Source organism: Microbacterium sp. SLBN-111 (assembly GCF_049739645.1).
Taxonomy (GTDB): domain Bacteria; phylum Actinomycetota; class Actinomycetes; order Actinomycetales; family Microbacteriaceae; genus Microbacterium.
Window position 1 is genome coordinate 1,513,313 of the sequence record NZ_JBMGQH010000001.1, and the last position, 25,454, is coordinate 1,538,766.

Below are 25,454 nucleotides of genomic sequence, written 5' to 3' on the forward strand. Positions count from 1 at the left end.
TTCACACAGAGGACCCTTCTCCTTCCCGGTTTCGCGTCATCTATGGTTCATTAGTCTCGAACTTCAGCACCATTCGGGCTGAAGTGGCCGCGAAGGAGCGACATGACCTGGGGTGTGGGCATCATCGGGGCGGGTCCCGGGGTGGCGGCGCTGCACGCCCCGACGCTCGCGCGGACCTCCGGCGACTTCCGGCTCGTGCACGTGAGCGACGGCGGCAGCGGGCGGGCGGCCGCGATCGCGGAGCGCTTCGGGGCGCGCTCCTCGAGCGGCGTCGACGCGCTGCTGGCCGACCCCGAGGTCGAGGTCGTCGCCGTGTGCAGCCCGCCCGAGCAGCACGCCGCGCACGTGCGCGCGAGCCTCGCGGCCGGACGCCGGGCCATCTTCTGCGAGAAGCCGCTCGCCACCACGATCGAGGACGCCGAGCAGATCGTCGCCGCGTGCGCCGACGCCGGCGCGCTGCTCGTGGTGGGTACGAATCACCTGTTCGATCCCGCGTGGTCGCGCGCGACGCACCACCTCCACGCCACGCGCGACCGTGTCCGGTCGGTGTCGGTGACGCTCTCGCTCGCGCCGAACGGCAGGTACCACGAGCTGGTCACGGGGGCGCCCCTCCCCGCGCCGCCGGGACCCGCCCGTCCGCCGATCGACCCGGACGACCGCGAGCTGAGCGCGCGCATCGTGCGGCAGCTGGTCGTGGGGCTCGCCGTGCACGACCTGCCGCTCGTCCGCGACCTCGTCCCGGATGCCACCGAGGTCGTGTGGGCGCGACCCGTCGCCCCGATCGGGTTCGATCTCGCCCTCCGCTCGCCCGACGCGGTCGTGCGCTTCACCGCCGTCATGGGGCCCGACGGCGCGGACTCGCTGTGGCGGGTCAACGTCGCGACCGACGGCGCGCGCATCGACGTCGAGTTCCCCCCGCCGTTCGTCCACGCCGGCAGCGCCCGGACGACGGTCCGCGACGGACGCGGCGTCCACACCGTGTATCCGATCGACCGGCGCGACGGCTACGACGCCGAATGGCGTGCCCTCGCGGCGCTGCTGCGCGGAGAGACGGCGATGGAGTACGACGAGCTGCGCGCGGATGCCGCGTTCGTCATCGCGGTCGCCGACGGCGCGGCCGCGGCGGTGCGGGACGGGGTGCTCGCATGAGCGCGCTGCCCGTGTGGACCGACCTCGCCGCCTACCGGGCCGCGGTCGCCGAGCTCGCGCCCCTCGTCCGTCTGGCGGATGCCGACGAGACCGGCGTCCTGCGGGTCGTCGACGGTCGCGGGGCGTGGTGGGACCGCCTGGAACGGCTGACCGACGCGCTCGGAGTCGTGGTCGACGAACCGCATCCCGCTCCCGCGTCGGCGCACGAGCGACTCCGCGCGCTCGACGTCCCCGTGGTCGTCGCGCGCCGTCGGCTGCGCGCCGACGTCGTGGCATCCATCGTTCCGACGCCCGCGGCGCACGTCGTCGTCGACGCGTGGGGAGCCGCTTCGGACGCAGCGGTGCTGCTGCGCGACGCCGTGGGGTGGGGACGCGTGCTCGCCGGCGGTCCGCTGGACGTCGTCGCGCACGACGCGACCCGGACCGCCGACGTCCTGGCTCTCGTGCGCGGGTCGGTAGGGGTGAGCCTCACGCGCGCCTCGGGAGGGTCGGGTATCGGCGACGCGCTGACGGCGGTCGCGCTCGGTCCCCGGCGCGTCGAGGTCCGGATCGACTCCGCGGCCGCGACGATCCACGTCGAGACGGACGACGTCGAAGGCCGGAGCATCGCCGCGCCGAAGCGCGAGGCGGCCGAGCGTGTGGCCCTGCGGCGGCTCCGGGATGCCGTGGTCACCGGCGTGCGTGGGAGCGATCTCGCCGAGCTGGCCCACGACGACGGCATCCTGGAGCGGTGATAAGCCACGTCGATATGTGGCATCCACAGGATCGGCTTCCCTGATACCGACTTCGGTCGGATAGTGGAAGAAGAGTCGGAATGGCCCGATTCACCGAAAGGATCGAAGATGATCAAGCTTCTCTCGCACCTGTCCTTCGTTGCGATCACGACGCCCGATGTCGATGCCTCGGTGGACTTCTACGTCAACCAGGTGGGTCTGACCGAAGTCGCGCGCGAGGACGACCGTGTCTACCTGCGCTGCTGGGGCGACTACTACTCGTACTCCGTCGTCGTCGTCCGCGGCGACGAGCCCGCTCTCGAGACCATGGCCTGGCGCACGTCGTCGGCCGAGGCGCTCGAGGAGGCCGCGAAGCGCGTCGAGGCGACCGGCATCCAGGGGGAGTGGTTCGACGGCCGTGGCATCGGCCGCGCCTACCGCTTCACCGGCCCGTTCGGCCACAACATGACGCTGCACTGGGACGTCGAGCGCCACCGCGCCGAGCCCCACACCGCGTCGATCTTCCCGGACCGTCCCGAGAAGCGCAGCTCGGTCGCCGGCGCTCCGCGCCAGCTCGACCACGTCACCGTCGCGACCTCGGACGTCGACGCGTTCGTGAAGTGGTACGTCGACACGCTCGGCTTCCGCTTCATGGCCCGCACGGTCCTGGACGAGGCGCCCATCTCGGTGTTCTCGGTGCTGACCACGAACGAGAAGTCGCACGACCTCGGCGTCGTCCTCGACGGCTCGACCCGCGCCGGTCGCATCAACCACTACGCCTTCTGGGTCGACACCCGCGAAGAGCTGCTCATCGCCGCCGACACCCTCATGGAGAACGGCATCCCGATCGAGTACGGCCCCAACATCCACGGCATCGGCGAGCAGACGTTCCTCTACTACCGCGAGCCCTCGACGCTGCGCATCGAGCTGAACACCGGCGGCTACCGCAACTACGTCCCCGACTGGGAGGCGAACACCTGGAAGCCCTCGCTCGGCTCGAACAACATGTACCGCAACGGTGCCATGCCCATGTCGATGACCGAGTCGTTCCCGCCCGCCGACGGCCCCAGCGCCACGGAGGAGGGCGTGCCCGACGAGATCAAGGACGCGCTGCTGAACCCCTACGCGATCCAGGGCCGAGGCTGAACGACGATCCCGGTCGGGGAGAGTGAGCACCACCATGACCACCGCACCTTTCGCCCTCGCGCGTTTCCGGGACGGGGATGCCGTGCACGTCGGCCTCGTCGTCGGCGACCGCATCCGCGCGCTCGCCGACGACGAGCTCGGCGGTGGCCTGAACGCGTTCCTCGCCGACCCCGACTGGGATCGCCTCGAAGCTCTCGCCCTTGACGCGGGAGAGGCGCCGGGGGAGTGGCATCCGCTCTCGGACGTCACCCTCACGGCCCCCGTCGAGCCCCGGCAGGTGCTGCAGACCGGCGCCAACTACCGCCAGCACGTCATCGAACTGGTGGCGGCGGGCCTGACGCAGAACACCGACCGCACGCCCGAGGAGGCCCGCGTCTTCGCGGCCGACATGATGGACGAGCGCGCCCGCAGCGGCGAGCCGTACTTCTTCATCGGGCTCACCGCGTGCGTCGTCGGCGATGACGTGCCGCTCGTGCTGCCCGCCTCCAGCGAGGTGCACGACTGGGAGCTCGAGCTCGCCGTCGTGATCGGGCGCGAAGCGTTCCGCGTGTCGCGCGAGGAGGCGCTCGACCACGTCGCCGGGTACACGATCGTCAACGACATCACCACGCGCGACCTCGTGTTCCGCAAGGACATGAAGGAGATCGGCACCGACTGGTACCGGGCGAAGAACGCGCCCGGGTTCCTGCCGACCGGGCCCCTCCTCGTGCCCGCGCGGTTCGTCGACCCCGCGGACACCCCGGTGCGTCTCGAACTCAACGGACAGGTGATGCAGGATGCCAACACCTCCGATCTGCTCTTCGACGTGCCGGCGCTGATCTCGGCGGCATCCCAGACCCACCCGCTGCTCCCCGGCGACCTGCTGCTCACCGGCAGCCCCGCGGGCAACGGTCAGCACTGGAAGAGATTCCTGCGCGACGGCGACGTCATGACGGGGACCATCGGCGCGCTCGGCACGCAGGTCGTGCGGTGCGTCGCGGAGGGCGCAGCGTGAGCGCGCCGTCCGAGAACCCCGCCGACCTCGACCGGCAGAACCCCGAGGCCGAGATCGCCGCGCGCGCCGAGGCGTACCGGAACTGGGGACGCTGGGGCGACGACGACGTGCTCGGCACGCTCAACTTCATCGACGCCGCGAAGCGTCGCGAGGCCGCCGCGCTCGTGCGGGAGGGGCGTTCGGTCTCGCTCTCGCAGCGCTTCGACACCGACGGGCCGCAAAAGGGGTGGCGTCGCCGCACCAACCCGGTCCACACGATGACCGACACGGGAACGGATGCCGAGCGCGGCAACCAGGGCTTCCCGCACGGCATCGGCGGCGCCGACGACGTCATCGCGATGCCCCTGCAGTGCTCGACCCAGTGGGACGGCCTCGGGCACATCTTCGACCACGGATTCGCGTGGAACGGGCGCCGTGCGGGCGACGTCGTCACGAGCGACGGCGACCTCGTCACCGGCATCGAGCACGCCGCCGACGTCATCGTGTCGCGCGGCGTGCTCCTCGACGTCGGGCGCCACCTCGCCCCCGAGACCGGCGAACTCGCCGACGGCTACGCCATCACCGCCGCCGACCTCGACGCGTGCGCGGCCGCCGAGGGCGTGAGTGTCGGACGCGGCGACATCGTGCTCGTCCGCACCGGGCAGTTCGCGCGCGTGCGCCGCGACGGCTGGGGCGATTACGCCGGCGGCCCCGCACCGGGGCTGTCGCTCACGACCGCCGGGTGGTTGCACCGCACCGAGATCGCCGCTATCGCCACCGACACGTGGGGCTTCGAGGTGCGGCCGAACGAGTTCGACGTGCCGGCGTTCCAGCCGCTCCACCAGGTCGTGATCCCCAACCTCGGCCTCACGATCGGCGAGATGTGGAACCTCGAGGCGCTCGCCGAGGCGTGCGCCTCCGCGGGACGCTGGGAGTTCCTCCTCTCGGCACCGCCGCTCCCGATCACCGGCGCTGTCGGGTCGCCGGTGAATCCGGTCGCCCTGCTGTAAACCCGATCCCCCCGTCGTAAGAACAGAGAGGTTCTGACATGACCGCCGTCCAACGAGTCGCCATCGCCGGTGCCGGCGTCGCCGGCCTGGCATCCGCCATCTTCCTCGCGAGGGCCGGGGTCGAGGTCGACCTCTACGACGCCCAGCCCGCCCTCCCGACGCGCGGCTCGGGCATCACGCTGCAGGGCAATGCGCTGCGCGTCTTCGACGAGCTCGGCGTGTGGGGCGAGGTGGCAGCCGCGGGCAAGGCGTTCGAGGGACTGAATCTCCGCGCCCCCGGCCCCGGTGCGCCCGTGGTCGCCGCCCTTCCCGACCTCAAGACCGGCGGGCCCGACTATCCCTCGACGATGGGCATGTCGCGCCCCGATCTCGCCCGGATCCTCCTCGCGGCGGCACAGGCGCACGGCGCCCGCGTGCATTTCGGTCGGCGGATCACCGGGCTCTCGCAGACCGACGACGGCGTCACGGTCGAGGTCGACGGCGAGTCCGTGGGCATGTTCGACCTGCTCGTGGGCGCCGACGGCCTGCACTCCGCGGTGCGCGAGCTGATCGGCATCCACGTCTCTCCCGAGCAGACGGGCATGGGCATCTGGCGGACCTTCGTGTCGCTGCCGCCCGACGTCGACCGCAGCGAGCTGTACTACGGCGGGCCGATGTACATCGCCGGGTACACGCCCACCGGCGACGACACGATGTACGCGTTCCTGGTGGAGGCCGCGCAGGACCGTTCGCACGTGTCGCCCGAGGAGGCGCGGCGCATCATGGTCGAGCAGTCGCGTGCGTACGACGGTCCGTGGAACCACATCCGCGCCGACATCGAGGCGGGGGCGGATGCCAACTACACCTGGTTCACGCGACACCTCGTCGAGGCGCCGTGGAACCGCGGCCGCGTCGTCGTGATCGGCGACGCCGCGCACAGCTGCCCGCCGACGATCGCGCAGGGCGCGGCGCAGGGACTCGAGGACGCCTCGGTGCTCACCGAGCTGCTCATCGGACGGGATGCCGTGGACCAGGCGCTGTGGGACGCGTTCCACGAGCGACGCGTCGCGCGGGCCAAAGCCATCGTCGACGCGTCGGTGCAGCTCGGTCAATGGCAGCTCGACGGCGTCCGCGACGCCGACATGGGCGGCCTGATGTTCGGCGTCGCGCAGCTCACGGCGGCCCGCGCATGAGCGCCGTCGCGGGGCACGGCGTCACGGACGTCCACGCCCACCTCCTCATGCCGGGGCTGCACGCCGAGGTGGAGCGGCGCGTGCCCGACGAGGTGCAGGCCGCGGCCGACCTCGAGCTGCGTCGCAACGGTCTCGCGAGCCTCCAGGCCTCGGGTCGCATGATCGGCGAGCGGTTTCCGCGCCTCACCTCCGTCGAGGCGCGCCTGGCCGCGATGGACGCCCAGGGCGTCGACCGGCAGTGGGTCAGCCCGTCGCCGAACCACTTCTACCCGTGGGCGAACGAGGGTCTCGCGACGTGGACGACCGGCGAGGCGAACCGCCTCATCGCCGAACACGTCGCGGCGGCGCCCGACCGTCTCGTCGGACTCGGCACCGTTCCGCTGCAGCACCCGCACCTCGTCGTCGACGCCCTCGACGACGCGGTGCTCGGGCGCGGGCTCGCGGGCGTCGAGATCTCGTCGTTCGCCGGCGACGTCGAGCTCAGCGACGACCGGCTGGAGCCGTTCTGGGCGCGCGCCGCCGAGCTCCGGGCGGTGGTGTTCCTGCACCCCTTCGGCTGCTCGCTCGACGAGCGCCTCGACCGGTTCTACCTCTCCAACACGGTCGGCCAGCCCACGGAGAACGCCGTCGCGCTCTCGCACCTCATCTTCGCGGGCGTGCTGGACCGGCATCCGGGGCTCCGGCTCGTCGCGGCGCACGGCGGCGGATACCTTCCCACCGCGATCGGCCGCTCCGACCGCGCGTGGAAGGTGCGGCCCGAGGCGCACGGCTGCGCGCACGCGCCCTCGAGCTACCTCTCGAAGCTGTGGTTCGACACGGTGGTGCACGACGAGCGGGCGCTGCGCTGGCTCGTCGAGGTCGCCGGGGCCGACCGGGTGCTGCTGGGCAGCGACTTCCCGTTCGACATGGGGCTCGACGACCCCGTCGCCTTCGTCCGCGGCGCGGGGCTCGCCGAGGCCGACGCGATCGCGATCCTGGGGAGCAACGCCGAGGCGCTGCTGCGGACGCGGGTGCACGCGTGAGGATCGCGCGGTGGGTCGACGGGGCCGACATCGGGGAGGGGTTCGTCGACGGAGATTCGGTGATCCCGTTCCCCGACGGACTGCGCGTGGCCGAGGTGCTCGCGCAGGGTCTCGCCGCCGCTTCCGCACTGTACGCGCGGCGAGACGCCGGGGCGGCCCGGCCACTGGCCGACGTCCGCCTGCTCGCCCCGCTCGTGCCGGCCTCGATCCGTGACTTCGTCGCGTTCGAGGAGCACGTCGAGGGCGTGAGCGCGTCGGTCGACGGCAAGAGCGAGGTCGTGCCCGAGTGGTACGAAGCCCCGACGTTCTACTTCACCAACCCGCACACGGTCCGCGCGACCGGCGACGTCGTCGCGATCCCCGAGACCCAGCGGCTTGACATCGAGCTGGAGCTGGCGGCGGTCATCGGCGGGGTGCCCGGTTCGGATGGGGAGAACCTGGATGCCACGGACGCGGCGTCCCACATCTTCGGCTACACCGTGATGAACGACTGGTCCGCGCGCGATCTGCAGTCGCGGGAGATGAAGGTGCGGCTGGGGCCCGCCAAGGGCAAGGACTTCGCGATGACGCTCGGACCGTGGATCGTCACGGCCGACGAACTCGAGCCGTACCTCGACGCCGACGGCTTCCTCGCGGTGCGCGCCGAGCTGTTCGTCAACGGCGAGCTCATCGGCGCCGACCTGGTGTCGAACATGGGCTGGCCGTTCCCCGAGCTGGTCATGTACGCCGCGCGGAACTCCGTGGTGGTGCCGGGCGATGTGCTCGGCTCCGGCACGGTCGGCAACGGCGGATGCCTCGGTGAGCTGTGGGGGCGCCGTGGCGCGCTCGACCCGCGCCCGCTCGAGCCCGGCGACGAGGTGCGCATGGTGATCGAGGGCGTCGGCGAGATCGTCAACGTCGTGGGGGAGCGGGTCGCCGCGCCAGCGGTCCCGCGGGCGCGCGCGCGTTCCCGGGCGCGGGTGCGCGCCGACGCCTCGGGCTCCCCGACCGGACGATGACGGAACTGCGCTTTCCGGGCATCGCCGGCAACCTGTTCGTGGTGACCGGCGCGGCTGGCGGGCAGGGTGCGGAGGAAGCCCTGCTCCTCGCCGACCTCGGGGCAGACGTCGTCGCCGTCGACCGGGCCGACGAGGCGCCGGAGCTGCGTGATCGTGCCGCGGATCTCGCGGGCCGAGTCGAGTACCGGCGCCTCGACGTCGCGTCCGAGGAGGACTGGGGCGCACTCGCCGCGTCGCTCGAGGGCCGGCGCGTGCGCGGGCTCGTGAACAACGCCGGCATCACGCACCGGGCGCGTATCGGCGAGCTCTCCCGCGCCGACTGGGACCGCGTCTTCGCCGTCAACGTCACCGGTGCCATGCTCGGCATCCAGGCCCTCCTTGCGTCGATGGATGCCGGCTCCTCGATCGTCAACATCGGATCCGTGGCGGGACTCAGCGGGCACTACACGGCCGCGTACACCGCGAGCAAGTGGGCGCTGCGCGGGCTCACCCACGCGAGCGTGACGGAACTCGGACCCCGTGGCATCCGGGTGAATCTGGTCCACCCTGGCTTCATCCGCACCCCGATGACGGCATCCGCGCCGGCCGCGTTCGCGGAGGCGAACACCGCGATCATCCCGCTCCAGCGTGTCGGTGAGGCGGTCGAGGTCGCCGACACCGTGGCCTTCCTCCTGTCGGATGCTGCCGCCTTCCTCACGGGAACCGAGATCGGCGTCGACGGAGGACAGGCGCTCTCGGGCGCGGCGACGGTGCTGTCGAACGCCCTTCGCTAATGTTGAAAACCGACATAAGTCGGGTATGATGGACGGGACGTCGGGGCCCACGGGTCCGTTCGCCCGGTGAGGGAGCCGGAGCGGCACATACGGTCGCGTCGATCGTCCGGTCGTACGGGCGCCCCACGCATGACTCTCTCCCCCGCTCGCATCCGCATTCTCGTCGTCTCCCTTCTCGCGGTGTCGTTCATCGGCGCCCTCGACCACACCGTCGTCTCGACGTCGCTCGCCACGATCGCCGGCGATCTCGGCGCGCTCGAGTACATGAGCTGGATCATGGTCGGCTACACGCTCGCCGCCACCGTGATGCTGCCCGTCCTCGGCAAGCTCGGCGACGTCGTCGGCCCGCGCAGCGTGTTCCTCGTCTCGCTCGGGCTGTTCCTCGTCGCTTCGCTCGCGTGCGGCTTCGCCCCCGACCTCGGGTGGCTGATCGCCGCCCGCGTCGTCCAGGGGCTGGGTTCCGCCGGCATCCAGCTCATGTCGCAGACGATCATCGCCCGCGTCACGAGCCCGCGACAGCGCCCGCGTTACATGGCGATCATCGGCACCGCCTTCCCCGTCGCGATCGTCGTCGGACCCGTCGTCGGCGGTCTCATCACCGACTTCTGGGGCTGGTCCTGGGTGTTCTGGATCAACATCCCGATCGGTCTCGCCGCCTTCGCGCTCGCCGCGGTCGCGGTCCCGCGCCTCCCCGGTGGTGCGCACCCCCGTTTCGACATCCCGGGCTCGATCGTCTTCACCGGCACGCTCCTCGCGCTCGTGCTCGCGGTCACCTGGATCGGCGACGATGCCCTGCGTCCCGCGGCACTGGCCTGCGCGGCGGCCGCGGTGATCGGCATCCTGGCCCTCATCGGCATCGAGCGGCGCGCGGCCGAACCGATCCTGCCGCCCCGGATCCTCCGCAACCGCACGATCCTCGCGTGCCTCGGCCTGTCGCTCATCGTGGGTTCTGGCCTCTTCGCGATCGTCGCGTTCGTGCCGACGTACATCCAGATGGCGTACCGCACGACCGCGACCCTGTCCGGCCTCGTGCCGATCGCGACCGTGCTCGGCATGCTCGTCAGCAACCTGCTCACCGGCTGGCTGGTCAGCCGCTCCGGTCGCTACCGCTTCTACCCCGTGTTCGGCACGGTCCTGGGAGCCGCGGGACTCGCGGTCATGGCCGCCCTGCCCGCGGGGTTGCCGCTGTGGGTCCCGATGGTCGTGATGGCCGTGGTCGGTATCGGCACCGGCTCGTTCACGAACCTCATCTTCGCCGTCGTGCAGAGCGCGGCCGCCCGCTCCGACCTGGGCGCGGTCACCGCCACCACGAACCTCGTGCGCCAGGTGGGGTCGGCCGTGGGGACGGCGATCGTCGGCGGCGTGGTCGGGTTCGGTGTCGCCGCGCACCTCCCGCCCGGACTGGATGCCGGCACCCTCACGCCGGCGGTGGTGCGCGCCGCGTCCCCGCAGGTGCAGGACGCGGTCGCGGTGATCTACCATGACACGTTCGCTCCAGTGTTCCTGGGGCTCGCGCTCGTCTACGCCTGCGGGATCGTCTTCGCCCTGCTGCTGCCCGGAGGGCGTCTGTCCGACGAGGTGCCCGCGCCCGTCGACGCCGCAACCGACGCCGAGCGCCAGACCGCCTGATCTCTCAGCCCGCCTGATCTCGAAGGAGAGACCATGTCCGAGACCCCCACGATCGCCGTCGTCGGCAGCGGACCCATCGGCGCCGCGTACGCCCGCGTGCTGCTCGAGTCGCTTCCGCACGCGCGCGTGGTCATGTTCGAGGCCGGCCCGCAGGTGACCGAGCGCCCGGGTGAGAGCGTGCGCAACATCGTCGACCCCGACGAGAAGGCCCGCGCGCGCGAGCGGTCGCAGGGGCCCCAGGCGGGGGAATTCCGCGACTCGCTCGGCATCCCGTCCGGCACGATCGTCGAGGGCATGTTCACGGCGCGCCAGGGCACGCACCTGCTCGACTTCGGTGGGGAGGGCTCTGCGCACGCCCCGACCTTCCCGGCCGCGGCCGCCGCGACGAACGTCGGCGGTCAGGGCGCGCACTGGACGTGCGCGATCCCGCGCCCGGCGTTCAGCGAGAAGCTCGACTTCATCCCCGACGACGAGTGGGAGGACCTCGTCTCGACCGCGGAAGACCTGCTGCACAAGCAGAGCGCGGCGTTCTCGGACTCGCCCGTGGGCGCCGCCATCCGCACGCTCCTCGACCGCGAGTTCGGGGCCGAGCTCCCCGAGGGCTACGGCGTGAGCACACTGCCCGTCGCCGGCGACCCGCAGCCCGACGGCACGATGCGGTGGGCCGGGACCGACACGGTCCTGGGCCCGTTGATCGAGCCGGGCACCGACACCGCGGCCCGGTTCGAGCTGCGCGACCTGACCCTCGTCCGCCGCATCGAGCACGACGGTGCGCGCGTGCAGGGCGTCGTGGTGGAGGACCTCCGCACGCACGAGGAGGAGTTCGTGCCGGCGGATGCCGTCGTCGTCGCCGCCGACGCGTTCCGCTCGCCGCAGTTGCTCTGGGCTTCCGGCATCCGTCCCGCTCCCCTCGGCCGGTACCTCACCGAGCACCACGTCGTCATCGGCACCGTCGTGCTCGACGGCGAGCGGATGAGCGAGCTCGTCTCGGACGACGAGCTGCAGGCCGAGCTCGACCGCCGCGCGATGAACCCCGCGGATCCGGTCGCCGCGGTCAATCGCATCCCGTTCTCCGAACCCGAGCACCCGTATTCGGCGCAGATCATGTACGCCGAGACCCCGCCGTTCCCGCTCGACCCCGCGCACCCCGCCGCGGGCAACCGCTGGGGGTACATCAACATGGGGTTCGGTGTGCGCAAGTTCCCGCGCGTCGAGGACGGCGCGATCTTCAGCGACGACGAGCTCGACTACCGCGGGCTGCCCAACTTCACGATCGAGTACGCGCTGACCGAGCGGGAGGATACTGAGATCGCCGAGGCCACCGAGCGGCTGCGGCGCGCGGGTGCCGCGCTCGGCTCGTTCATCGCCGAGCCGCGGCTGCTGCCGAATGGCTCGAGCCTGCACTTCATGGGGACGATGCGCGCGGGTACCGACCCCGCGACCTCGGTCGCCGACCCGTACTCGCACGTCTGGGGGTTCGAGAACCTGCTCGTCGGCGGCAACGGGCTCATCCCCACCGCGAACACGATGAACCCGACGCTCACGAGCGTCGCGATCGCCGTGCGCGGCGCCCGCCGCCTCGCGGAGGAGCTGACGGGCGCGTGAGGGGTCAAGATTTGTCGCTTCTCGCGCCGCGAGGCGACAAATCTTGACCCCTCACGCACGGGGATAATGGGGCGCGTGGAGGCCTGGGAGACGCGTGAGTGGTTCCAGGAGTTCCTCGACGTGCTCAACCGCCACGATCCCGAGGCGCTGCGGGAGTTCCTCGCGCCGGACGTGCGCCGTGCGCACCTGCCCGCGGGGGCCGACGCGTGGGTGGCGGAGTACACCGACCTCGTGCGCGGCTTCCCCGACTGGCAGTGGCGTCGCATCCAGGTGCTCGTCGAGGACGACCGCCTCGCCGTGCACCTGCGGGGGAGCGGCGCGCACACCGGCGTCTTCCAGCACGTGCCGCCGACGCGGCGGCGCGTCAGCATCGCCTCGTTCGCGATGTACCGGGTCGTGCGTGGGCGCGTGGTCGAGGCATCCGGAACCGACGACGCCGACGCGATCCGCGCGGCAGTGGTCTGACCGCGGGGCTGTCAAGCGGCTGGCCGACGTCTCCGGCATGTGTACTTTCGGAACGGGGCCCCTGCCGGGGCGGAAGGACACGCTGAATGACTGTTGACGATCGCCCGGGTGCCGGGATCGTGTGGTCGCGGGTCGAGGAGGGGTTCCACGTCGCGAGCGCGCGCGGGGCGTTCCTGGGCTACATCGACCGTGAGGCCGATGGAACCTACTGGGCCTACAACGGGCGTTCCCGTCCGGTCGGCCGTTTCCCCGGGCTCGTCGCGGCGATGGCTGCCGTCACCCACGCGCACACCCAGGCGGCGGCCGTCGCCGATCCCGTGATCGAACTGCGTCAGGTGCCCGACGCCCTCCCCGGATCGGCGGTGTCCTGATGGCCGACGACCTCTACTCGATGACGTATTCGAGCACGGCCGCCGAGCCGTTCGACGACGACGACCTCGCGCGGCTCCTCGAGTCGAGCCGCGTCGCGAACGTCCATTCCGACCTGTCGGGTCTGCTGCTGTACCGCCGCGGACGGTTCCTCCAGGTGCTCGAGGGGCCGGAGTCGTCGGTTCGGGATGCCATCGACCGCATCGGCCGCGACCCACGCCACCGCGACGTGCGGCTGCTGGTGTCGGAGTCGATCGCCGACCGCCGCTTCCCCGACTGGACGATGGGGTACGAGCCACTCGGAACGTCGACCTCGGCTCCGCCGGAGGGTTTTCGCGACAGCTTCGACGACCTCGATTCGACGGATGCCACGGTCACCGCGCGGGCGCTCGCCGAGCTCACGCTGTGGTTCCGGGTGCGATCCGGGCGTCGCGCCGCGTAGCGGCGGAGGCCTCACCCGAGACGGGTCGCCGCCGCTTCGAGGCGGGTCTGCATGACCCGAATGCTTCGCACGTCCGCACCGTGATGCTCGGCGAACCGCGGCATGGCCTCGAGGAGGGGGAGCAGCGCGTCGAGGTGAGCTCTAGCCTCGGCGGGGCTCACTCCGAACGTCGACAGGGCTTCCTTCGTGAGGAAGTCGCTGAAATCCAGGGTCGTGGTGCCGAAGAGCGCGAGTTCATGATCATCGCCGTGGTCACGGGGTTCGGGGTTCACGTCGAATGCGGGTGAGAGCGCCCAACCGCCTCCTCGGCGGAGGAAGCCGTGGTTGCGCAAGTGATCGTCGAGGTTGCCGACCAGAACCCCGAAGACCGCACGCCGCCACAACTGCGTGACGTCCGCGCCGTGGGCTCGCGCGAAATCGGTGAGGTCGAGCCAATCACCCCCCTCGCCGTCCTGGGCTTCGAGCGCCGTCATCGCCGAGATGTACGGGATACGGGTTCCCCCGGGTCCCCGATCGAACCGACGGAGGAACAGGACCGTCCGGACGGTCCCCTCCACCGTGATCTGTTTCGTTCGCCGAGCGGGAACGTCGATCCCCCAGCGGTCCATCGCGTCGAGCATGGATGCCTCCCAAGCCATGACGTTCCAGTCATCGCCGCGAGGTTTGGGGAACTTCGCGAGCCACAACTCGTCGCCGAGGCGGACGTTGGCCTTGGGCCGTGCCCCGCCCAGGGAGCCGGTCGCTCGAAACAGGCGCCGCAGTGCGACCTCGTCGATGTCCGGATCGTCGCGTTCGATCTGGTCGGCGACCCGGATGATCTCCGACAGGTCCGCCTCGGCGGGCACCCCATCGCCGTCGGCGAGAGCCGTTCCGTCCCGCCAGAAGCGTGTCGCGCCTTGGCGTCCCTCGTCGTTCACTCCGAGCATGAGTGTGAGGTCGTCGAGGCGTCTGCCCGCGGCACGGTTCTGCACCTTTCGTCCCCAGGTGTCGGGTGCGGAGTCGCTGAAGGGGTTCGGCGGTCCGAGGCTTTGCGGGCCGGGGAACAGCCCGAGAGCGGGGACGAGGGCGAAGGCGTCGCGGCGGCGCAGGTAGTCGGTGTCGTAGACGAACGTCCCGGACGTGCGAGCCCGGTACAGGATTCCGGCGACGACCTCTTCGCGCCGGAGCGTCGTCGTCACCGTGTAGTTATCAGCCATCGCCGCGGACCCGCACCCGTTGCGGCAGCTTCTCGTCGGCCATCAGCCGTCCGCGTGGAGTCTGGAAGGGATCGGTCGCGGTGACGACGGCATCCAGCAGGCCGAGGACGCGCAGCACGCGCAGAGCGATCTCCAGCGTCGTGCCTTCGCCGTTCTCGAGCTTGCTGATCGTCTGGGGGTTGACCCCTGCCCGCTCGGCGACCATCTTGGCCGTGAGATTCATCAGTTTCCGTTGATCGGCCACGTTCTGCCCGATCGTTCGCAGGCCGCGTGTGACGGGGACCGGGGTCGGACTAGCCATGAACTGATGTTACTTCGATGCTGACAGATCTAAAAGCGATTTAGGTGTGTGCGCACCGTTCTTACGTGCCCCCCTATGCGGTCCGCTGAAGCCCAGGCCGTTCGCGCTGCGCCCGGAGGGTCCGCGGCGGGATGGCGCCGTGCTCAGTCGCCGCCGTTCTCGCGGAAGGGCACGTGCCGCGCTTGCATCCCGTTCGCGTCGAGGATGTGGCCCGCTCGCTTGTAGACCTGGGGGACGACCCATACGTCCGTGAACGACAGCTGGGGATAGACCTTGGCCACACGCCGTTCGAGGTCGTCGAGGTCGGCCAGGTCCCGCAGCCACAGGGAGATCGCGAGGTTCGCCGGCCCGGTCACCGAGGCGATGAGGCGCGACTCCGGCAGGAGTCGGAAGGACGTGGCGATCTGTTCGAGATTCTCCTGGGGAGCGCGCAGCCAGAGCATCACCGCGCATTCGTAGCCGAGCGCGCGGTGCGCGACGTCGATGCGCCAGTGCGCCCAGTCCGCGCCCAGCAGTGCCGTGACCCGTCGAGATACCGCCGCCAGTGAGCCGCCGGTGCGTTCCCGGATGTGAGCCAGTGGACGGCGGACGTCGTCGGCCAGTGCTTCGAGCACACTCCACTCCTCGGGGCTCGGTTCCGCCGCGAGGTCGGACGCCGGCTGGGGTCGTCGGGCGGCGATCGCCGCGGCCTGAGCGTCGGTGAGCGCGCCGAGGCGCCACTGCCCGCCCTCTTGGAAGACCCGCCGCACATAGTGCGCGCGTGTGGTCGTGACACCGGGTGCGGTGGCGATGTGCGAGCGTACGCACCGATCGATCTCCGCGAGAGAGGTCGCGCCCACCGTGACGTAGACCTGCCGGTCACCCGAGGTGCCGTGCACACTGAACACCTCGGGGATCACCGTCAGGGCGTCGACGGTCTCGCCGAGGCCGGCCGGGTGGCAGAGCACCTCGACGAACGCGAGAGGTTGCCGCTTCCGGCGCTCGAGCGGCATGTAGAAGCAACTCGACCACACCGCTCCGCTGTCGATGAGGCGGCTCCAGCGGCGGGACAGCGTGCTCGCATCCGACGACAGAACGCTCGACAACTCGGCCCACGAGGCGCGTGGATGCAGCTGGAGCGCGTTAACAATGCGGTAATCCAGTGCGTCGAGCTCGGGGATATCCATGCGTCCGGTGCCTTCCGATCGAACGATTCGTGCGGTCTTCGTCGATGGGGTGGCCGATTCGCGCGGACGCCACATCATGGGGGAAAGTATCCCGAATAGCAGTTCTTGTATCCAATTGGAGGAATCGTGGCGCGATCGCATCGTCTTCTCGCATCCACTCTGGCCGTGGTGGGCGTGCTCGCGACCGCCGGCTGTGCGGCGGGCGGGGAGGTGAATGGCGGCGGCAGCGATGTGGAGACCATCCGCACCACGCTGCTCACCGATCCGAGCACCTTCGACCCAGCCCTCTCGCGCGCCACCGACGACTACACGACGGCGCGGCTGCTCTACGACACCCTGCTGCGCCGCGATGACGGCAATGTGCTCGTGGGAGGCCTCGCGAGTTCGTGGGAGGCCATCGATGCGAGCAACTACGTCTTCACCCTGCGCGATGACGCGACCTGCTCCGACGGATCGCCCCTCACGCCCGACGCGGTCGCCGCGTCCCTCGCGCGTTTCATGGACCCCGAGACGGGGTCGTCGGCTCGCAGCCTGGCCATCGGCGCCGGGACTGCGACGGTCACGGCGGACGACGCGGCCGGCACGGTGAAAGTGTCGCTGTCCGAGCCGTGGTCGGACCTCCCCGTGGGTGTCAGCCTGCCGCAGTCCGGCATCGTGTGCGCTCCCGGCCTCGCCGATCTCGACGGACTCGCGGCCGGGACGGTCGCCGGGGCGACCACCGGCCCGTACACCCTTGCCGCCGCGCAGCCCGCGGTGTCGTACACCTTCGCGCTGCGCGAGGGCTACGACCAGTGGCCCGCGTTCGCGACGCCTCTCGAGGGCCGCCCGGCCCGCACGGTCGTGCTCACCCCCATCGCGGACGACGCCACCGTGGCCACGCAGCTCATGGCGGGAGCGATCGATCTCGCCCCGGTCTTCGGCGACGCCGTGGACCGCATGGAGGGCGCGAGCGGATTCCGTTCGGTCACGTACACCAACTCGACGAGCTACCTCGTCTTCAACGAGCGCCCCGGCACGATCTTCGCCGACGACCGCGATCTGCGCCTCGCCGTGGCCCGTGCCATCGACCCCAGCGCGGTCAACGACGTCGTGACGAACGGACGCGGCGAGGTGCTGCACACGCTCGCCTCCAACGCCCTCGCCTGTGTCGTCGACGACCCGGCTGGCGCGATCTCGTACGACGCGGATGCCACGAACACCCTGTCGGGCGTCACCATCCGCCTCATCGGGACCACCGGGTTCGGCGCGGCCAACGACTACATCGCCGAGGTCCTGCGTGCGCAGGGCGCGACGGTCGAGGTGAACGCGCTGGACAACGCCACCTGGTCTTCCACGACCGGTGCCGGCGGGTCGGAGTGGGACATGACGCTGCAGGGCGACGTGAACATCATGGGCACGCTGCCGTCGTCGCTCCTGCGGGCGATGGGTCCGGTGACCGAGGACGGGGGCCGGTCGAAGACGGGCGCGGCGAACGACGCGGGCTACGCGGCCCTCCTGCGGGCGATGAGCGCCACGGATGCCACCGAGAAGTGCGCCGCCCTGGGCGACGCGCAGGAGAGCATCCTCCAGCGCGTCGACGCGCTGCCGCTGGTGAGCACGCCCGGGATCGTCTTCATGGCCGACGGATTCAGCATCCGTGCCTTCGGCGACTACCTCGACGTGTCGACGATGCGCATCACGAAGTGACGACGGGGGAGGACACCATGACACAGCTCGCGCACGCTCGGCCGGCGCTTCGGTCGTCGCCACGTCGCACAGCGACCTCCCCCTGGATCGGGTTCGCCGTGCGCCGTGCGGCGGGACTGGCGGCGACGATCGCGGTGCTGGTCGTGGTGTCCTTCCTCATCGTCCAGCTCATCCCCGGCGACCCCGCCGTGGCGCTGGCCGGTCCTGACGCGACGACCGCGCAGATCGAGGCGTTGCGTTCGCGGCTGCGACTCGACCTGCCGGTGTGGCAGCAATTCGCCGTGTACGTCGGCGGACTCGTGCAGGGCGATCTCGGACAGTCCTTCATGTACGGGCGCCCGGTTGCGGAACTGATCGCTGCACGCCTTCCGTTCACCGCGGCGATCGCGCTGTCGAGCATCGTCCTGGTGCTGCTCGTCTCGATTCCCCTCGGTCTGACGATCGGTGTGCTCACCCGGGGCGGACGACGTTCGTGGCTCGACACCGGCTTCGGCGCGGTCACGGGTCTCCTCGACTCGCTGCCCGGCTACATCTTCGCGACGATCCTCGTCGTCCTCCTCGGCACGGGCGTCGGCGTTCTGTGGCTCCTCCCGCCGGCCTACGTGGCGTCGGCCCCGGTCGCCTCGCTCGTCCTCCCCGTGCTCGCGCTCTCGGTCGGGCCGATCTGCATGGTGTCGCGTCTCGTGCGTCGGGAGACGGCGGTGGCGCTCGCCGAGGACTACATGCGCACCGCGCGCGGATGGCGTCTCGGTGCCGCCGCGCTGTACCTCCGCAATGCGCTCCCGAACCTCCTCACCTCGACCCTGACCCTGAGCGGCTTGATCCTGGGCGGCATGCTGGGGGGCGCGCTCGTCATCGAGAGCGTCTTCGCGCTTCCCGGCCTCGGAACCGGAATCATCCAGGCCATCCTGAACCGCGACTTCCCCGTCATCCAGGGGATGGTGCTCGTCATCGGCCTCGTCGCCGCTCTGGTCAACCTGCTGGTCGACGTCCTGCTCGGCATCGTCGACCCGCGCACCCTCGGAGGACGTCATGCAGATTCCTGACCCTGTCGCATCCACGACGCGCAGCGCCCCCGGGCGGCGCGCCGGCAGCGCCGGACTCATCGCCGGTCTCGCGCTCGCAGCGCTCCTGCTGATCATCGCCGTGGTCGCTCCCCTCGTGCTCCAGAGCCAGGCCGACGCCCTGGGTCCACGGTCGCAGCCGCCGAGCTCCGAGCACTGGCTGGGGACGGATGCCGTGGGGCACGACATGTTCGCCCGAAGCCTGGTGGCGACCCGTCTCACGCTGCTGATGACCGCGGGGGCGACCCTCATCGCCGTCGTCGGGGGCGTGCTGTTCGGCGGAGTCGTGCAGCTCCTGCCCGGGCGGGCCGCGGGAGCTCGCCCTGCGCGCGATCGACAGCCTCGTCGCCTTCCCGGGTCTCCTGCTCGCTCTCGTCGTCGCCGCGATCCTCGGGGCGAGCGCTCCCTCGGCCGTCGTCGCGATCGGGGTCTCCGGCATCCCCTACTTCGCCCGGCTCGCCGCCAATCTCGCCGGATCGGTCCTGCATCGCGACTACGTCGAGACCGCCCGCCTGCTCGGTGTGCCGCCGCTCGCCGTCCTGCGTCGGCACGTCCTGCCGAACATCGCGGAACCGATCCTGGTGCTGACGGCCTCCACCTTCGCCGCGTCGCTGACGGCGATCTCCGCGCTGTCCTTCGTCGGGCTCGGGGTTCAATCGCCCGCCTACGACTACGGCAAGCTCCTGAACGAGGCGCTTCCGTCGCTCCTCGCGGGTCGCGCGTATCAGGTGGTCGGTCCCGCCGCGCTCATCGTGCTCGCCGGTGTCGCCGCCATGCTGCTCGGCGACGGCCTCGCCGCTCGCGCCGATCCGCGCCGGCCCGCGCCGCGTCGTGCCGCTCCCGTGCGGCCGACGGAGCTGCACGCGCCTGGCGACGCGCTGCTGCACGCCGAGAACGTCGTGGTCTCGCGTGCCGACGGCGTCGCTCTGGTCAAGGGCGTCTCGTTCAGCATCGGGCGAGGTGAGATGCTCGGCATCGTCGGGGAGTCGGGGTCCGGCAAGTCCCTCACCGCCCTGACCGTGGCCCGCCTCCTCCCCGACGGTCTGGAGGCGAGCGCTCGGCGGCTCACCCTGGGCGACAAGGATCTGCTCCGGCGCCAGCCGCCCGCGGCGATGGCGCGGGCGATCGCGCTCGTGTACCAGGACCCGGGAACGACCTTCAACCCGGCCCTGCGGATGGGCGCTCAGCTGGGTCAGGTTCTCCGCGCCCACTTCGGCCGCAGTCGCTCCCAGGCCGACGCCGCCGTCAGGGGAGCCCTCGAGGCGGTGCGGGTGTCCGACGCGCCGCGCCGCATGCGCCAGCGTCCTCATGAGTGGTCCGGGGGGATGCGACAGCGGGCGATGCTCTCCTCCGCCCTCACTGTCACACCCGAACTGATCATCGCCGACGAGCCGACGACAGCCCTCGATGTGACCGTTCAGCGCGAGATCCTGCGGGAACTCCGCCGCGTGAGCATCGAGAACGGATGCGCACTGCTGTTCATCTCTCATGACATCGCCGTGGTGCGCGCGCTCTGCCATCGCGTGCTCGTGATGAAGGACGGCGAGATCGTCGAAGAGCTGCCGGCCGCACATCTCGACCACGAACACGCCCGCCACCCGTACACGCGCAGCCTGCTCGAGGCGAACCCCGCGTTCGACGTCGCCCGCCCGGAGGTGTCCGCATGACGGATCTCGGTTCGCTCATCAGCGTGCGCGACCTGCGCGTCTCCTTCGGCCGGAGCGAAGTGCTGCGCGGCGTCGATCTCGACGTCGCGCGCGGCGCCGCGGTCGGTCTCGTCGGCGAGTCCGGCTCGGGCAAATCGACGCTCGCCAAGGTGCTGGTCGGCTCGGTCGCCCCCACGTCGGGTGTCGTGGAGGTGGCGGGCATCGAGGTCGGGGATGCCGATCGCGCGGGCCGCAGACGGCTGCACCGGAGCGTGCAGCTGATCCCGCAGGACCCCTACTCGTCCTTGAACCCTCGCCGAACGATCGGCCAGGCGCTCGCCGAGGCGATCGACCCCGTCCGCCCCTCCGTGCGAGGCTCGCGTGCGCGGATCGACGAACTGCTGGATCGCGTGCGTATCCCGCGCGATGCCGTCGGACGCTACCCCCACGAGTTCTCCGGGGGTCAGCGTCAGCGCATCGCCATCGCGCGCGGGCTCGCGGTGGAGCCCCGCGTCCTCGTCGCGGATGAGGTCACGTCGGCACTGGACGTCTCGGTGCAGGCCGAAGTGCTGCGCCTGCTCGCGGAGCTCCGGCGCGACCTGGGGCTGACGATGCTGTTCATCTCCCACAACCTCGCGGTGGTCAATGTCGTGTGCGACGAGGTCGCCGTCATGAGCGCCGGCGACATCGTCGAGTACGGCTCCGTCCGTGAGGTGTTCGCGACACCGCAGCATCCCTACACCCGCGAGCTGCTGGCATCCGTCCCCGGCTCCCCGGACTTCACGCTCGAGACCGCCCTCGAAAGGATCCACTGATGACGATCTCCTCCGTCTCTCTGCGCCTGACCGGCGCCCGGCTGATCGACGGCACCGGCGCGGCTCCCGTGCCCGATGCCGAATTGCACGTCGACGAGGACGGACGCATCCTCTTCGCGGGCCCCGCCGCCCGCGCGCCCGTCGTCGCGGCGACGGTCACGCGCGACCTCGGGCGCCGCACGCTTCTGCCCGGCTTCATCGACGCGCACGTGCACCTCGGCTTCGACTCCGGCAACGGTCCCTTCCACGACCTCACCACCGACCCGGTGCAGGTCGTGTTCGAGACCGGACGGCGACTCGAGCAGACCCTCCACGCGGGGGTGACAACGGCGCGCGACCTCGCCGGGTTGACTCTGGGGCACAAGTCCGCGGTCGAGCAGGGGCTCGTGGTGGGTCCGCGCCTGCACACGGCCGTCCGCATCATGAGTCACACGGGAGGGCACTCCGACTTCCACCTTCCGGGCGGTCACGTGACGTACCACGTGTCCGCGTCCGACGAGATCGCCGACACCGTCGACGAGGTGCGCACGGCCACCCGTCGCCTGCTGCGCGACGGTGCGGACGTCATCAAGGTCTGCACCACCGGCGGGATGTCCAGTCCCCACGACCAGCCGACCGACGAGGGGATCACCGCGGACGAGATCCGCGCCATCCGGGACGAGGTCGACCGCCACGGTGGTCGGCCGATCGCCGCACACGCACAGGGAACCGCCGGCATCCTCGCTGCGCTGCGCGGCGGGGTCGACAGCGTCGAGCACGCCTACGGCATCGACGACCAGGGGATCGACCTGGCGGGTGAGAACGGCACGTTCCTCGTGCCGACGCTCTCCACGGTCTTCACGCCGCTCGTGAAGGAGCGCATGCAACCGTTCCACTACGAGAAGAAGGTGCGCTGGGTCGAGATCACGCGGGTGAACATCGCCCGCGCCATCGAGCGGGGCGCGCGCTTCGCGATGGGCACCGATTCCGGGATCTGCGCGCACGGGCGCAATCTCGCCGAGCTCTCGCACCTCGTGGAGCTCGGCATGTCGCCGATGAACGCCTTGCGTGCGGGCACGGCGCTCGCGGCCGAGCTCCTGCGCGTCGACGACCGCCTGGGCACGCTCGAAGCCGGCAAGATCGCCGACTTCGTCGTCGCCGACGTCGACCCGCTGACCGACATATCCGCACTGGGTTCTCCCGAGAACGTGGTCGTCGTGGCCAAAGCGGGCCGGATCTTCAAGGATCTCCTCGTCTCGGAGCGCGTGCCCGTCGGGGCCTGACGGCCCGGGCGCGCCGCGGCCGTTTCAGAGGCCGAGCGCCTGGAGCTCGGCATCCATCCGCTCGGCGATGTGCGCGTAGCCGACGTCGTCCGGGTGGAGTCCGTCGCCGGCCATCCAGCTGTCGGCGTCGTCGGCGTAGTGCCCGTCGAGCCAGTGACTCGCCCCGGCGATGTAATCGGCGCCGATCCGGTCCGCGGCGTCGCGCACCCAGCCGATGATGACGTCGACGGATGCCGGCCGGTCGGCGGTCCACCAGAACGGTTCGACCACGACGATGCGCGCGCCGGGGAGGCCCTGGCGCAGCCGGTCCAGGTCGCTGTCGATCGCCGCGCGGATCTCGGCGGCGGCGCCGTCGTAGCTGAAGTTGTCGTTCAGGCCCATCGTGACGAAGACGATGTCGGGATCGTCGCGGATGATCTGGGCGGGGATGTCATCGAGCCCCGGCCCCATGCTCGCGCGGCGGTTGACGAAGCCCAGGCCGTTCTCGGCGCGGTTGATCTCGGTCCATCCGCGCTCCGCGCAGACGATCGTCGACCAGCGCTTGTCGGACGAACTCGCGCCCGTCCCGCGCGTGTACGAGTCGCCGTAGAACGCGACCGTCGTGGCGCCCTCGGCGGGCGGCTGCGGCTGCGCCGGAGGCGCGCACGCCGTGAGACAGAGCGCGAGAACGGCAGCGATCAGGATGCCGAGCGCGCGACGCATGCGTCCATTCTCGGTTGCGGCGGGGGCGACGGGTCGCCCCCGCCGCAATCACTCGTCGGCCTCGGTGCGCTCGTGCCCGAGCGACGAGACGAAGTCCTCGTGCAACTCCATCCAGACGTCGTGATAGGACTCCGACATGGGGCGCGCGAACGCGGTCGCGTCCCCGGCGCGGAGGCGGGCTCGGGCGTCGGCGAACCGTCGGCGGTAGTGGGCGAATCGCGGCTGCGCGTGCGCGGCTTCGACGAGCAGAGCGTCCACGCGGGCGTGCAGATCGTCGAGGCGATCGAGCAGCGGGGCCGGGTCCTCGGTCTCGTCGCGGGTCTGCCAGTCGGTCGTCAGCGTCTTGAACTCGCGGTTGGGCCCGAGGAACCCCTCATAGGCGTGTGTCATGGTGGCGCGCTGCGCCGCCGAGAGTGCGGTGTCGCGCAGCTCGGCGTGCGTCGACCGCCCGTCGGCGGTGAGCGAGAACCCCGTCACCCGGCCTTCGCGGTACTTCAACAGACCGAGGGATTCGAGTTCGCGAAGCGCCGCCTCCACCCCGTCCTCGTCGGCGTGTCCGAGACCGGTCGCGACCGCGTGAGCCGAGGCGAATCCGCGCACCTTGATCTGGTGCAGCAGTTCGAAGCGGTCGAACGCGATCGCGGTCACGGGGCGACCCCCTCGGCGGCCAGCGCCAGCGCACGGACGGGGCACCGGCGGATCGCCTGTTCGACCTTTCCGCGTTCCGTCTCCGGCGGCGTCTCGTCGAGCACCTCGAGGATGCCTTCGTCGTTCACCGTGAAGATGTCGGGCGCGACGAACTCGCATTGCCCGTGTCCGACACAGAGGTCCCAGTCGACCTCGATCTTCATACTCATCCTTTTCCTCCTCGTTGAGGGATGCGGGCCGTCAGGCGCGTTCGCTGTCGACGCGAAGGCGCTTGAACGCGTTGAACTGGTTGGTGTGCAGGCGGTCGGGTTCGCTGCGCGGAATGATCCGCAGGTCGCGCTCCACCATCTTGCCGAGGAACGAGTTGGCCTCGGCGCGTGCGAGGTGCGATCCCATGCACGAGTGCACGCCCCATCCGAAACCGACGTGCTCGTTCGGGTAGCGATCCACGCGGAGGTCGTCGGGGGCCTCGAACACCTCGGGATCGCGGTTGGCGGACTGGAACCACAGCACCACCTTGTCACCCTTGCGGATCGTCTTGCCGTACCACTGGACGTCGGACGTGGCGGTACGACGCATCGCCCGGATGGGCGTGACGTAGCGGATCAGTTCCTCGATGCCCGAGCCGAGCAGCCCGGGATCCCGGCGGAGGATCTCCCACTGGTCGGGGTGTTCGTGGAAGGCGAGGATCGACCCGGTGAGGAGGTTGCGGGTGGTCTCGTTGCCGGCCCCGACCAGGACGAAGTAGTAGGCCGCGAGGTCCTCCCAGGACAGCGGCTCGTCGCGGATCTTCGCCTGCACGAGGATCGAGATGATGTCATGACGGGGGCGCTTGCGGCGCTCTTCGGTCAGTTCCTTGAAGTACGCGAACATCTCGGCGCGCGCACGCTCCTTCTCGTCCGGCGTCGTCATGTACTCCGGGTCGTCCGACACGACGCGGTTGGTCCAATCCAGCAGCAGGTGCCCGTCTTCGTGGGGGACGCCCAGGACCTCGCCGAGCACCTGGATCGGCAGCAGCGCGGCGGCGTTGTGCACGAAGTCGTAGTCGTGCCGATCCTGGACGGAATCCAGGATCTCGTCGACGTTGGAGTCGATGATCTCGAGCCAGTCCTTGATCTTGACCGCCCGGAGGTGCGGCGTCGCGATGCGGCGCAGTTCCATGTGGCGTGGGGCATCGGTGTTGTGCACGGTCGGGTGGTGGCCCTCGACCTTGCGGCTGAGGATCTGGGTGCCCTCGCCGTTGATGTAGGTCGTCGGGTCGTCGATCGCGGTGATCAGGTCGGCGTAGCGCGTGATCGACCAGAATCCCGGACCGCCGTTCGGCTCCTCGTTCCAATGCAGAGGGTCGTGCTCGCGGAGCGCGGCGAAGTTCTCCAGCTCCGTGCCCGCGATGAACGGCGACAGGTCCATGAGGTCGATCTGCGTGGGGGCACTCATGAATGACTCTCCTTCGAGCCTCGACTCCGTGTCGAAGTTTGGTCCAACCATAACTCACATGTATG

26 protein-coding genes are annotated in these 25,454 nt (G+C 70.8%); 19 read left to right on the plus strand and 7 right to left on the minus strand.

Translation table 11 applies throughout. From position 1 onward, the window contains the following. Positions 1-102 precede the first annotated feature (102 nt). From RKD05_RS07110 to RKD05_RS07175, 14 genes are all read left to right on the plus strand, one after another. Positions 103-1,149: a Gfo/Idh/MocA family protein gene (locus RKD05_RS07110; RefSeq protein ID WP_424708993.1), complete on the plus strand. Its 1,047-nt coding sequence runs from the start codon at positions 103-105 to the stop codon at positions 1,147-1,149. Continuing rightward, entirely contained in the window at positions 1,146-1,883 is a 738-nt protein-coding gene (locus RKD05_RS07115; protein WP_424708994.1) for a hypothetical protein, read from the plus strand. Before RKD05_RS07110 ends, RKD05_RS07115 begins: the two co-directional genes overlap by 4 nt. Positions 1,884-1,991: 108 nt before the next feature. Continuing rightward, positions 1,992-3,008: a VOC family protein gene (locus tag RKD05_RS07120; RefSeq protein WP_424708996.1), complete on the plus strand. Its 1,017-nt coding sequence runs from the start codon at positions 1,992-1,994 to the stop codon at positions 3,006-3,008. A 34-nt stretch (positions 3,009-3,042) separates the two neighbouring features. Next, positions 3,043-4,002, plus strand: coding sequence for a fumarylacetoacetate hydrolase family protein (locus RKD05_RS07125; protein ID WP_424708997.1), 960 nt, complete (start codon positions 3,043-3,045; stop codon positions 4,000-4,002). Next, the gene (locus RKD05_RS07130) at positions 3,999-4,991 is read left to right on the plus strand and encodes a cyclase family protein (protein WP_424708999.1); all 993 of its coding nucleotides are present in this window, start codon (positions 3,999-4,001) and stop codon (positions 4,989-4,991) included. Before RKD05_RS07125 ends, RKD05_RS07130 begins: the two co-directional genes overlap by 4 nt. Before the next feature lie 38 nt (positions 4,992-5,029). Beyond that, positions 5,030-6,163, plus strand: a complete 1,134-nt coding sequence (locus tag RKD05_RS07135) for an FAD-dependent monooxygenase (RefSeq protein WP_424709000.1) — start codon at positions 5,030-5,032, stop codon at positions 6,161-6,163. Next, positions 6,160-7,185, plus strand: coding sequence for an amidohydrolase family protein (locus RKD05_RS07140; protein ID WP_424709002.1), 1,026 nt, complete (start codon positions 6,160-6,162; stop codon positions 7,183-7,185). Before RKD05_RS07135 ends, RKD05_RS07140 begins: the two co-directional genes overlap by 4 nt. Beyond that, positions 7,182-8,183: a fumarylacetoacetate hydrolase family protein gene (locus tag RKD05_RS07145; RefSeq protein ID WP_424709004.1), complete on the plus strand. Its 1,002-nt coding sequence runs from the start codon at positions 7,182-7,184 to the stop codon at positions 8,181-8,183. The genes RKD05_RS07140 and RKD05_RS07145 overlap by 4 nt, the downstream gene beginning before the upstream one ends. Further along, positions 8,180-8,956 (plus strand): SDR family NAD(P)-dependent oxidoreductase, encoded by a 777-nt coding sequence (locus RKD05_RS07150; protein WP_424709006.1) that lies wholly within the window; start codon positions 8,180-8,182, stop codon positions 8,954-8,956. Before RKD05_RS07145 ends, RKD05_RS07150 begins: the two co-directional genes overlap by 4 nt. 129 nt (positions 8,957-9,085) lie before the next feature. After that, positions 9,086-10,585, plus strand: coding sequence for an MFS transporter (locus tag RKD05_RS07155; protein WP_424709008.1), 1,500 nt, complete (start codon positions 9,086-9,088; stop codon positions 10,583-10,585). Between the two features lie 33 nt (positions 10,586-10,618). After that, the gene (locus RKD05_RS07160; RefSeq protein WP_424709009.1) at positions 10,619-12,190 is read left to right on the plus strand and encodes a GMC oxidoreductase; all 1,572 of its coding nucleotides are present in this window, start codon (positions 10,619-10,621) and stop codon (positions 12,188-12,190) included. A 66-nt stretch (positions 12,191-12,256) separates the two neighbouring features. Beyond that, positions 12,257-12,655: an ester cyclase gene (locus RKD05_RS07165; protein ID WP_424709010.1), complete on the plus strand. Its 399-nt coding sequence runs from the start codon at positions 12,257-12,259 to the stop codon at positions 12,653-12,655. Between the two features lie 86 nt (positions 12,656-12,741). Then, a complete protein-coding gene (locus tag RKD05_RS07170) occupies positions 12,742-13,026 on the plus strand; it encodes a hypothetical protein (protein WP_424709011.1) in 285 nt (94 codons plus the stop codon). After that, entirely contained in the window at positions 13,026-13,466 is a 441-nt protein-coding gene (locus tag RKD05_RS07175) for a BLUF domain-containing protein (protein WP_424709013.1), read from the plus strand. The genes RKD05_RS07170 and RKD05_RS07175 overlap by 1 nt, the downstream gene beginning before the upstream one ends. Before the next feature lie 11 nt (positions 13,467-13,477). On the opposite strand, the gene RKD05_RS07180 is transcribed toward RKD05_RS07175, so the two are convergent. The 3 genes from RKD05_RS07180 to RKD05_RS07190 all read right to left on the minus strand — a co-directional run bounded on the left by RKD05_RS07180 (position 13,478) and on the right by RKD05_RS07190 (position 16,129). Then, positions 13,478-14,662 carry a type II toxin-antitoxin system HipA family toxin gene (locus RKD05_RS07180; RefSeq protein ID WP_424709015.1) on the minus strand — a complete coding sequence of 395 codons (1,185 nt, stop codon included), beginning with the start codon at positions 14,660-14,662 and terminating at the stop codon, positions 13,478-13,480. Next, entirely contained in the window at positions 14,655-14,963 is a 309-nt protein-coding gene (locus RKD05_RS07185; protein ID WP_424709017.1) for a helix-turn-helix domain-containing protein, read from the minus strand. Before RKD05_RS07185 ends, RKD05_RS07180 begins: the two co-directional genes overlap by 8 nt. Positions 14,964-15,106: 143 nt before the next feature. After that, on the minus strand, positions 15,107-16,129 hold the full coding sequence (locus RKD05_RS07190) for an Lrp/AsnC family transcriptional regulator (protein WP_424709019.1): 1,023 nt from the start codon (positions 16,127-16,129) through the stop codon (positions 15,107-15,109). Between the two features lie 126 nt (positions 16,130-16,255). On the opposite strand from RKD05_RS07190, the gene RKD05_RS07195 reads away from it, so the two are divergent. From RKD05_RS07195 to RKD05_RS07215, 5 genes are all read left to right on the plus strand, one after another. After that, entirely contained in the window at positions 16,256-17,815 is a 1,560-nt protein-coding gene (locus RKD05_RS07195) for an ABC transporter substrate-binding protein (protein ID WP_424709020.1), read from the plus strand. Between the two features lie 17 nt (positions 17,816-17,832). Next, positions 17,833-18,861: an ABC transporter permease gene (locus RKD05_RS07200; RefSeq protein WP_424709022.1), complete on the plus strand. Its 1,029-nt coding sequence runs from the start codon at positions 17,833-17,835 to the stop codon at positions 18,859-18,861. A 380-nt stretch (positions 18,862-19,241) separates the two neighbouring features. Beyond that, complete coding sequence (locus RKD05_RS07205; protein ID WP_424711790.1) at positions 19,242-20,546, plus strand: dipeptide/oligopeptide/nickel ABC transporter permease/ATP-binding protein; 1,305 nt, start codon at positions 19,242-19,244, stop codon at positions 20,544-20,546. Beyond that, the gene (locus RKD05_RS07210) at positions 20,543-21,340 is read left to right on the plus strand and encodes an ABC transporter ATP-binding protein (RefSeq protein ID WP_424709023.1); all 798 of its coding nucleotides are present in this window, start codon (positions 20,543-20,545) and stop codon (positions 21,338-21,340) included. Before RKD05_RS07205 ends, RKD05_RS07210 begins: the two co-directional genes overlap by 4 nt. After that, positions 21,340-22,602, plus strand: coding sequence for an amidohydrolase family protein (locus RKD05_RS07215; RefSeq protein ID WP_424709025.1), 1,263 nt, complete (start codon positions 21,340-21,342; stop codon positions 22,600-22,602). The genes RKD05_RS07210 and RKD05_RS07215 overlap by 1 nt, the downstream gene beginning before the upstream one ends. Positions 22,603-22,626: 24 nt before the next feature. Here RKD05_RS07215 and RKD05_RS07220 read toward each other — a convergent pair whose 3' ends face one another. Genes RKD05_RS07220 through RKD05_RS07235 form a run of 4 tightly spaced genes read right to left on the minus strand, consistent with a single transcriptional unit; the run spans position 22,627 to position 25,389 of the window. Then, positions 22,627-23,304, minus strand: a complete 678-nt coding sequence (locus tag RKD05_RS07220) for an SGNH/GDSL hydrolase family protein (RefSeq protein ID WP_424709027.1) — start codon at positions 23,302-23,304, stop codon at positions 22,627-22,629. Between the two features lie 48 nt (positions 23,305-23,352). Further along, positions 23,353-23,952 carry a hypothetical protein gene (locus RKD05_RS07225; RefSeq protein WP_424709029.1) on the minus strand — a complete coding sequence of 200 codons (600 nt, stop codon included), beginning with the start codon at positions 23,950-23,952 and terminating at the stop codon, positions 23,353-23,355. Further along, positions 23,949-24,161, minus strand: a complete 213-nt coding sequence (locus RKD05_RS07230; protein ID WP_424709031.1) for a ferredoxin — start codon at positions 24,159-24,161, stop codon at positions 23,949-23,951. Before RKD05_RS07230 ends, RKD05_RS07225 begins: the two co-directional genes overlap by 4 nt. A 31-nt stretch (positions 24,162-24,192) precedes the next feature. Continuing rightward, the gene (locus RKD05_RS07235) at positions 24,193-25,389 is read right to left on the minus strand and encodes a cytochrome P450 (protein ID WP_424709032.1); all 1,197 of its coding nucleotides are present in this window, start codon (positions 25,387-25,389) and stop codon (positions 24,193-24,195) included. Between the last annotated feature and the right edge of the window lie 65 nt (positions 25,390-25,454).

Excerpts from the sequence above, each read along its gene's own strand:
- RKD05_RS07170 (WP_424709011.1), top strand. The coding sequence starts at position 12,742 with ATGACTGTTGACGATCGCCCGGGTGCCGGGATCGTGTGGTCGCGGGTC.
- RKD05_RS07150 (WP_424709006.1), top strand. The coding sequence starts at position 8,180 with ATGACGGAACTGCGCTTTCCGGGCATCGCCGGCAACCTGTTCGTGGTG.
- RKD05_RS07135 (WP_424709000.1), top strand. The coding sequence starts at position 5,030 with ATGACCGCCGTCCAACGAGTCGCCATCGCCGGTGCCGGCGTCGCCGGC.
- RKD05_RS07210 (WP_424709023.1), top strand. The coding sequence starts at position 20,543 with ATGACGGATCTCGGTTCGCTCATCAGCGTGCGCGACCTGCGCGTCTCC.
- RKD05_RS07125 (WP_424708997.1), top strand. The coding sequence starts at position 3,043 with ATGACCACCGCACCTTTCGCCCTCGCGCGTTTCCGGGACGGGGATGCC.
- RKD05_RS07175 (WP_424709013.1), top strand. The coding sequence starts at position 13,026 with ATGGCCGACGACCTCTACTCGATGACGTATTCGAGCACGGCCGCCGAG.
- RKD05_RS07110 (WP_424708993.1), top strand. The coding sequence starts at position 103 with ATGACCTGGGGTGTGGGCATCATCGGGGCGGGTCCCGGGGTGGCGGCG.
- RKD05_RS07160 (WP_424709009.1), top strand. The coding sequence starts at position 10,619 with ATGTCCGAGACCCCCACGATCGCCGTCGTCGGCAGCGGACCCATCGGC.
- RKD05_RS07235 (WP_424709032.1), bottom strand. The coding sequence starts at position 25,389 with ATGAGTGCCCCCACGCAGATCGACCTCATGGACCTGTCGCCGTTCATC.
- RKD05_RS07165 (WP_424709010.1), top strand. The coding sequence starts at position 12,257 with ATGGGGCGCGTGGAGGCCTGGGAGACGCGTGAGTGGTTCCAGGAGTTC.
- RKD05_RS07220 (WP_424709027.1), bottom strand. The coding sequence starts at position 23,304 with ATGCGTCGCGCGCTCGGCATCCTGATCGCTGCCGTTCTCGCGCTCTGT.
- RKD05_RS07215 (WP_424709025.1), top strand. The coding sequence starts at position 21,340 with ATGACGATCTCCTCCGTCTCTCTGCGCCTGACCGGCGCCCGGCTGATC.
- RKD05_RS07180 (WP_424709015.1), bottom strand. The coding sequence starts at position 14,662 with ATGGCTGATAACTACACGGTGACGACGACGCTCCGGCGCGAAGAGGTC.
- RKD05_RS07155 (WP_424709008.1), top strand. The coding sequence starts at position 9,086 with ATGACTCTCTCCCCCGCTCGCATCCGCATTCTCGTCGTCTCCCTTCTC.
- RKD05_RS07115 (WP_424708994.1), top strand. The coding sequence starts at position 1,146 with ATGAGCGCGCTGCCCGTGTGGACCGACCTCGCCGCCTACCGGGCCGCG.
- RKD05_RS07230 (WP_424709031.1), bottom strand. The coding sequence starts at position 24,161 with ATGAGTATGAAGATCGAGGTCGACTGGGACCTCTGTGTCGGACACGGG.
- RKD05_RS07140 (WP_424709002.1), top strand. The coding sequence starts at position 6,160 with ATGAGCGCCGTCGCGGGGCACGGCGTCACGGACGTCCACGCCCACCTC.
- RKD05_RS07200 (WP_424709022.1), top strand. The coding sequence starts at position 17,833 with ATGACACAGCTCGCGCACGCTCGGCCGGCGCTTCGGTCGTCGCCACGT.
- RKD05_RS07190 (WP_424709019.1), bottom strand. The coding sequence starts at position 16,129 with ATGGATATCCCCGAGCTCGACGCACTGGATTACCGCATTGTTAACGCG.
- RKD05_RS07185 (WP_424709017.1), bottom strand. The coding sequence starts at position 14,963 with ATGGCTAGTCCGACCCCGGTCCCCGTCACACGCGGCCTGCGAACGATC.
- RKD05_RS07120 (WP_424708996.1), top strand. The coding sequence starts at position 1,992 with ATGATCAAGCTTCTCTCGCACCTGTCCTTCGTTGCGATCACGACGCCC.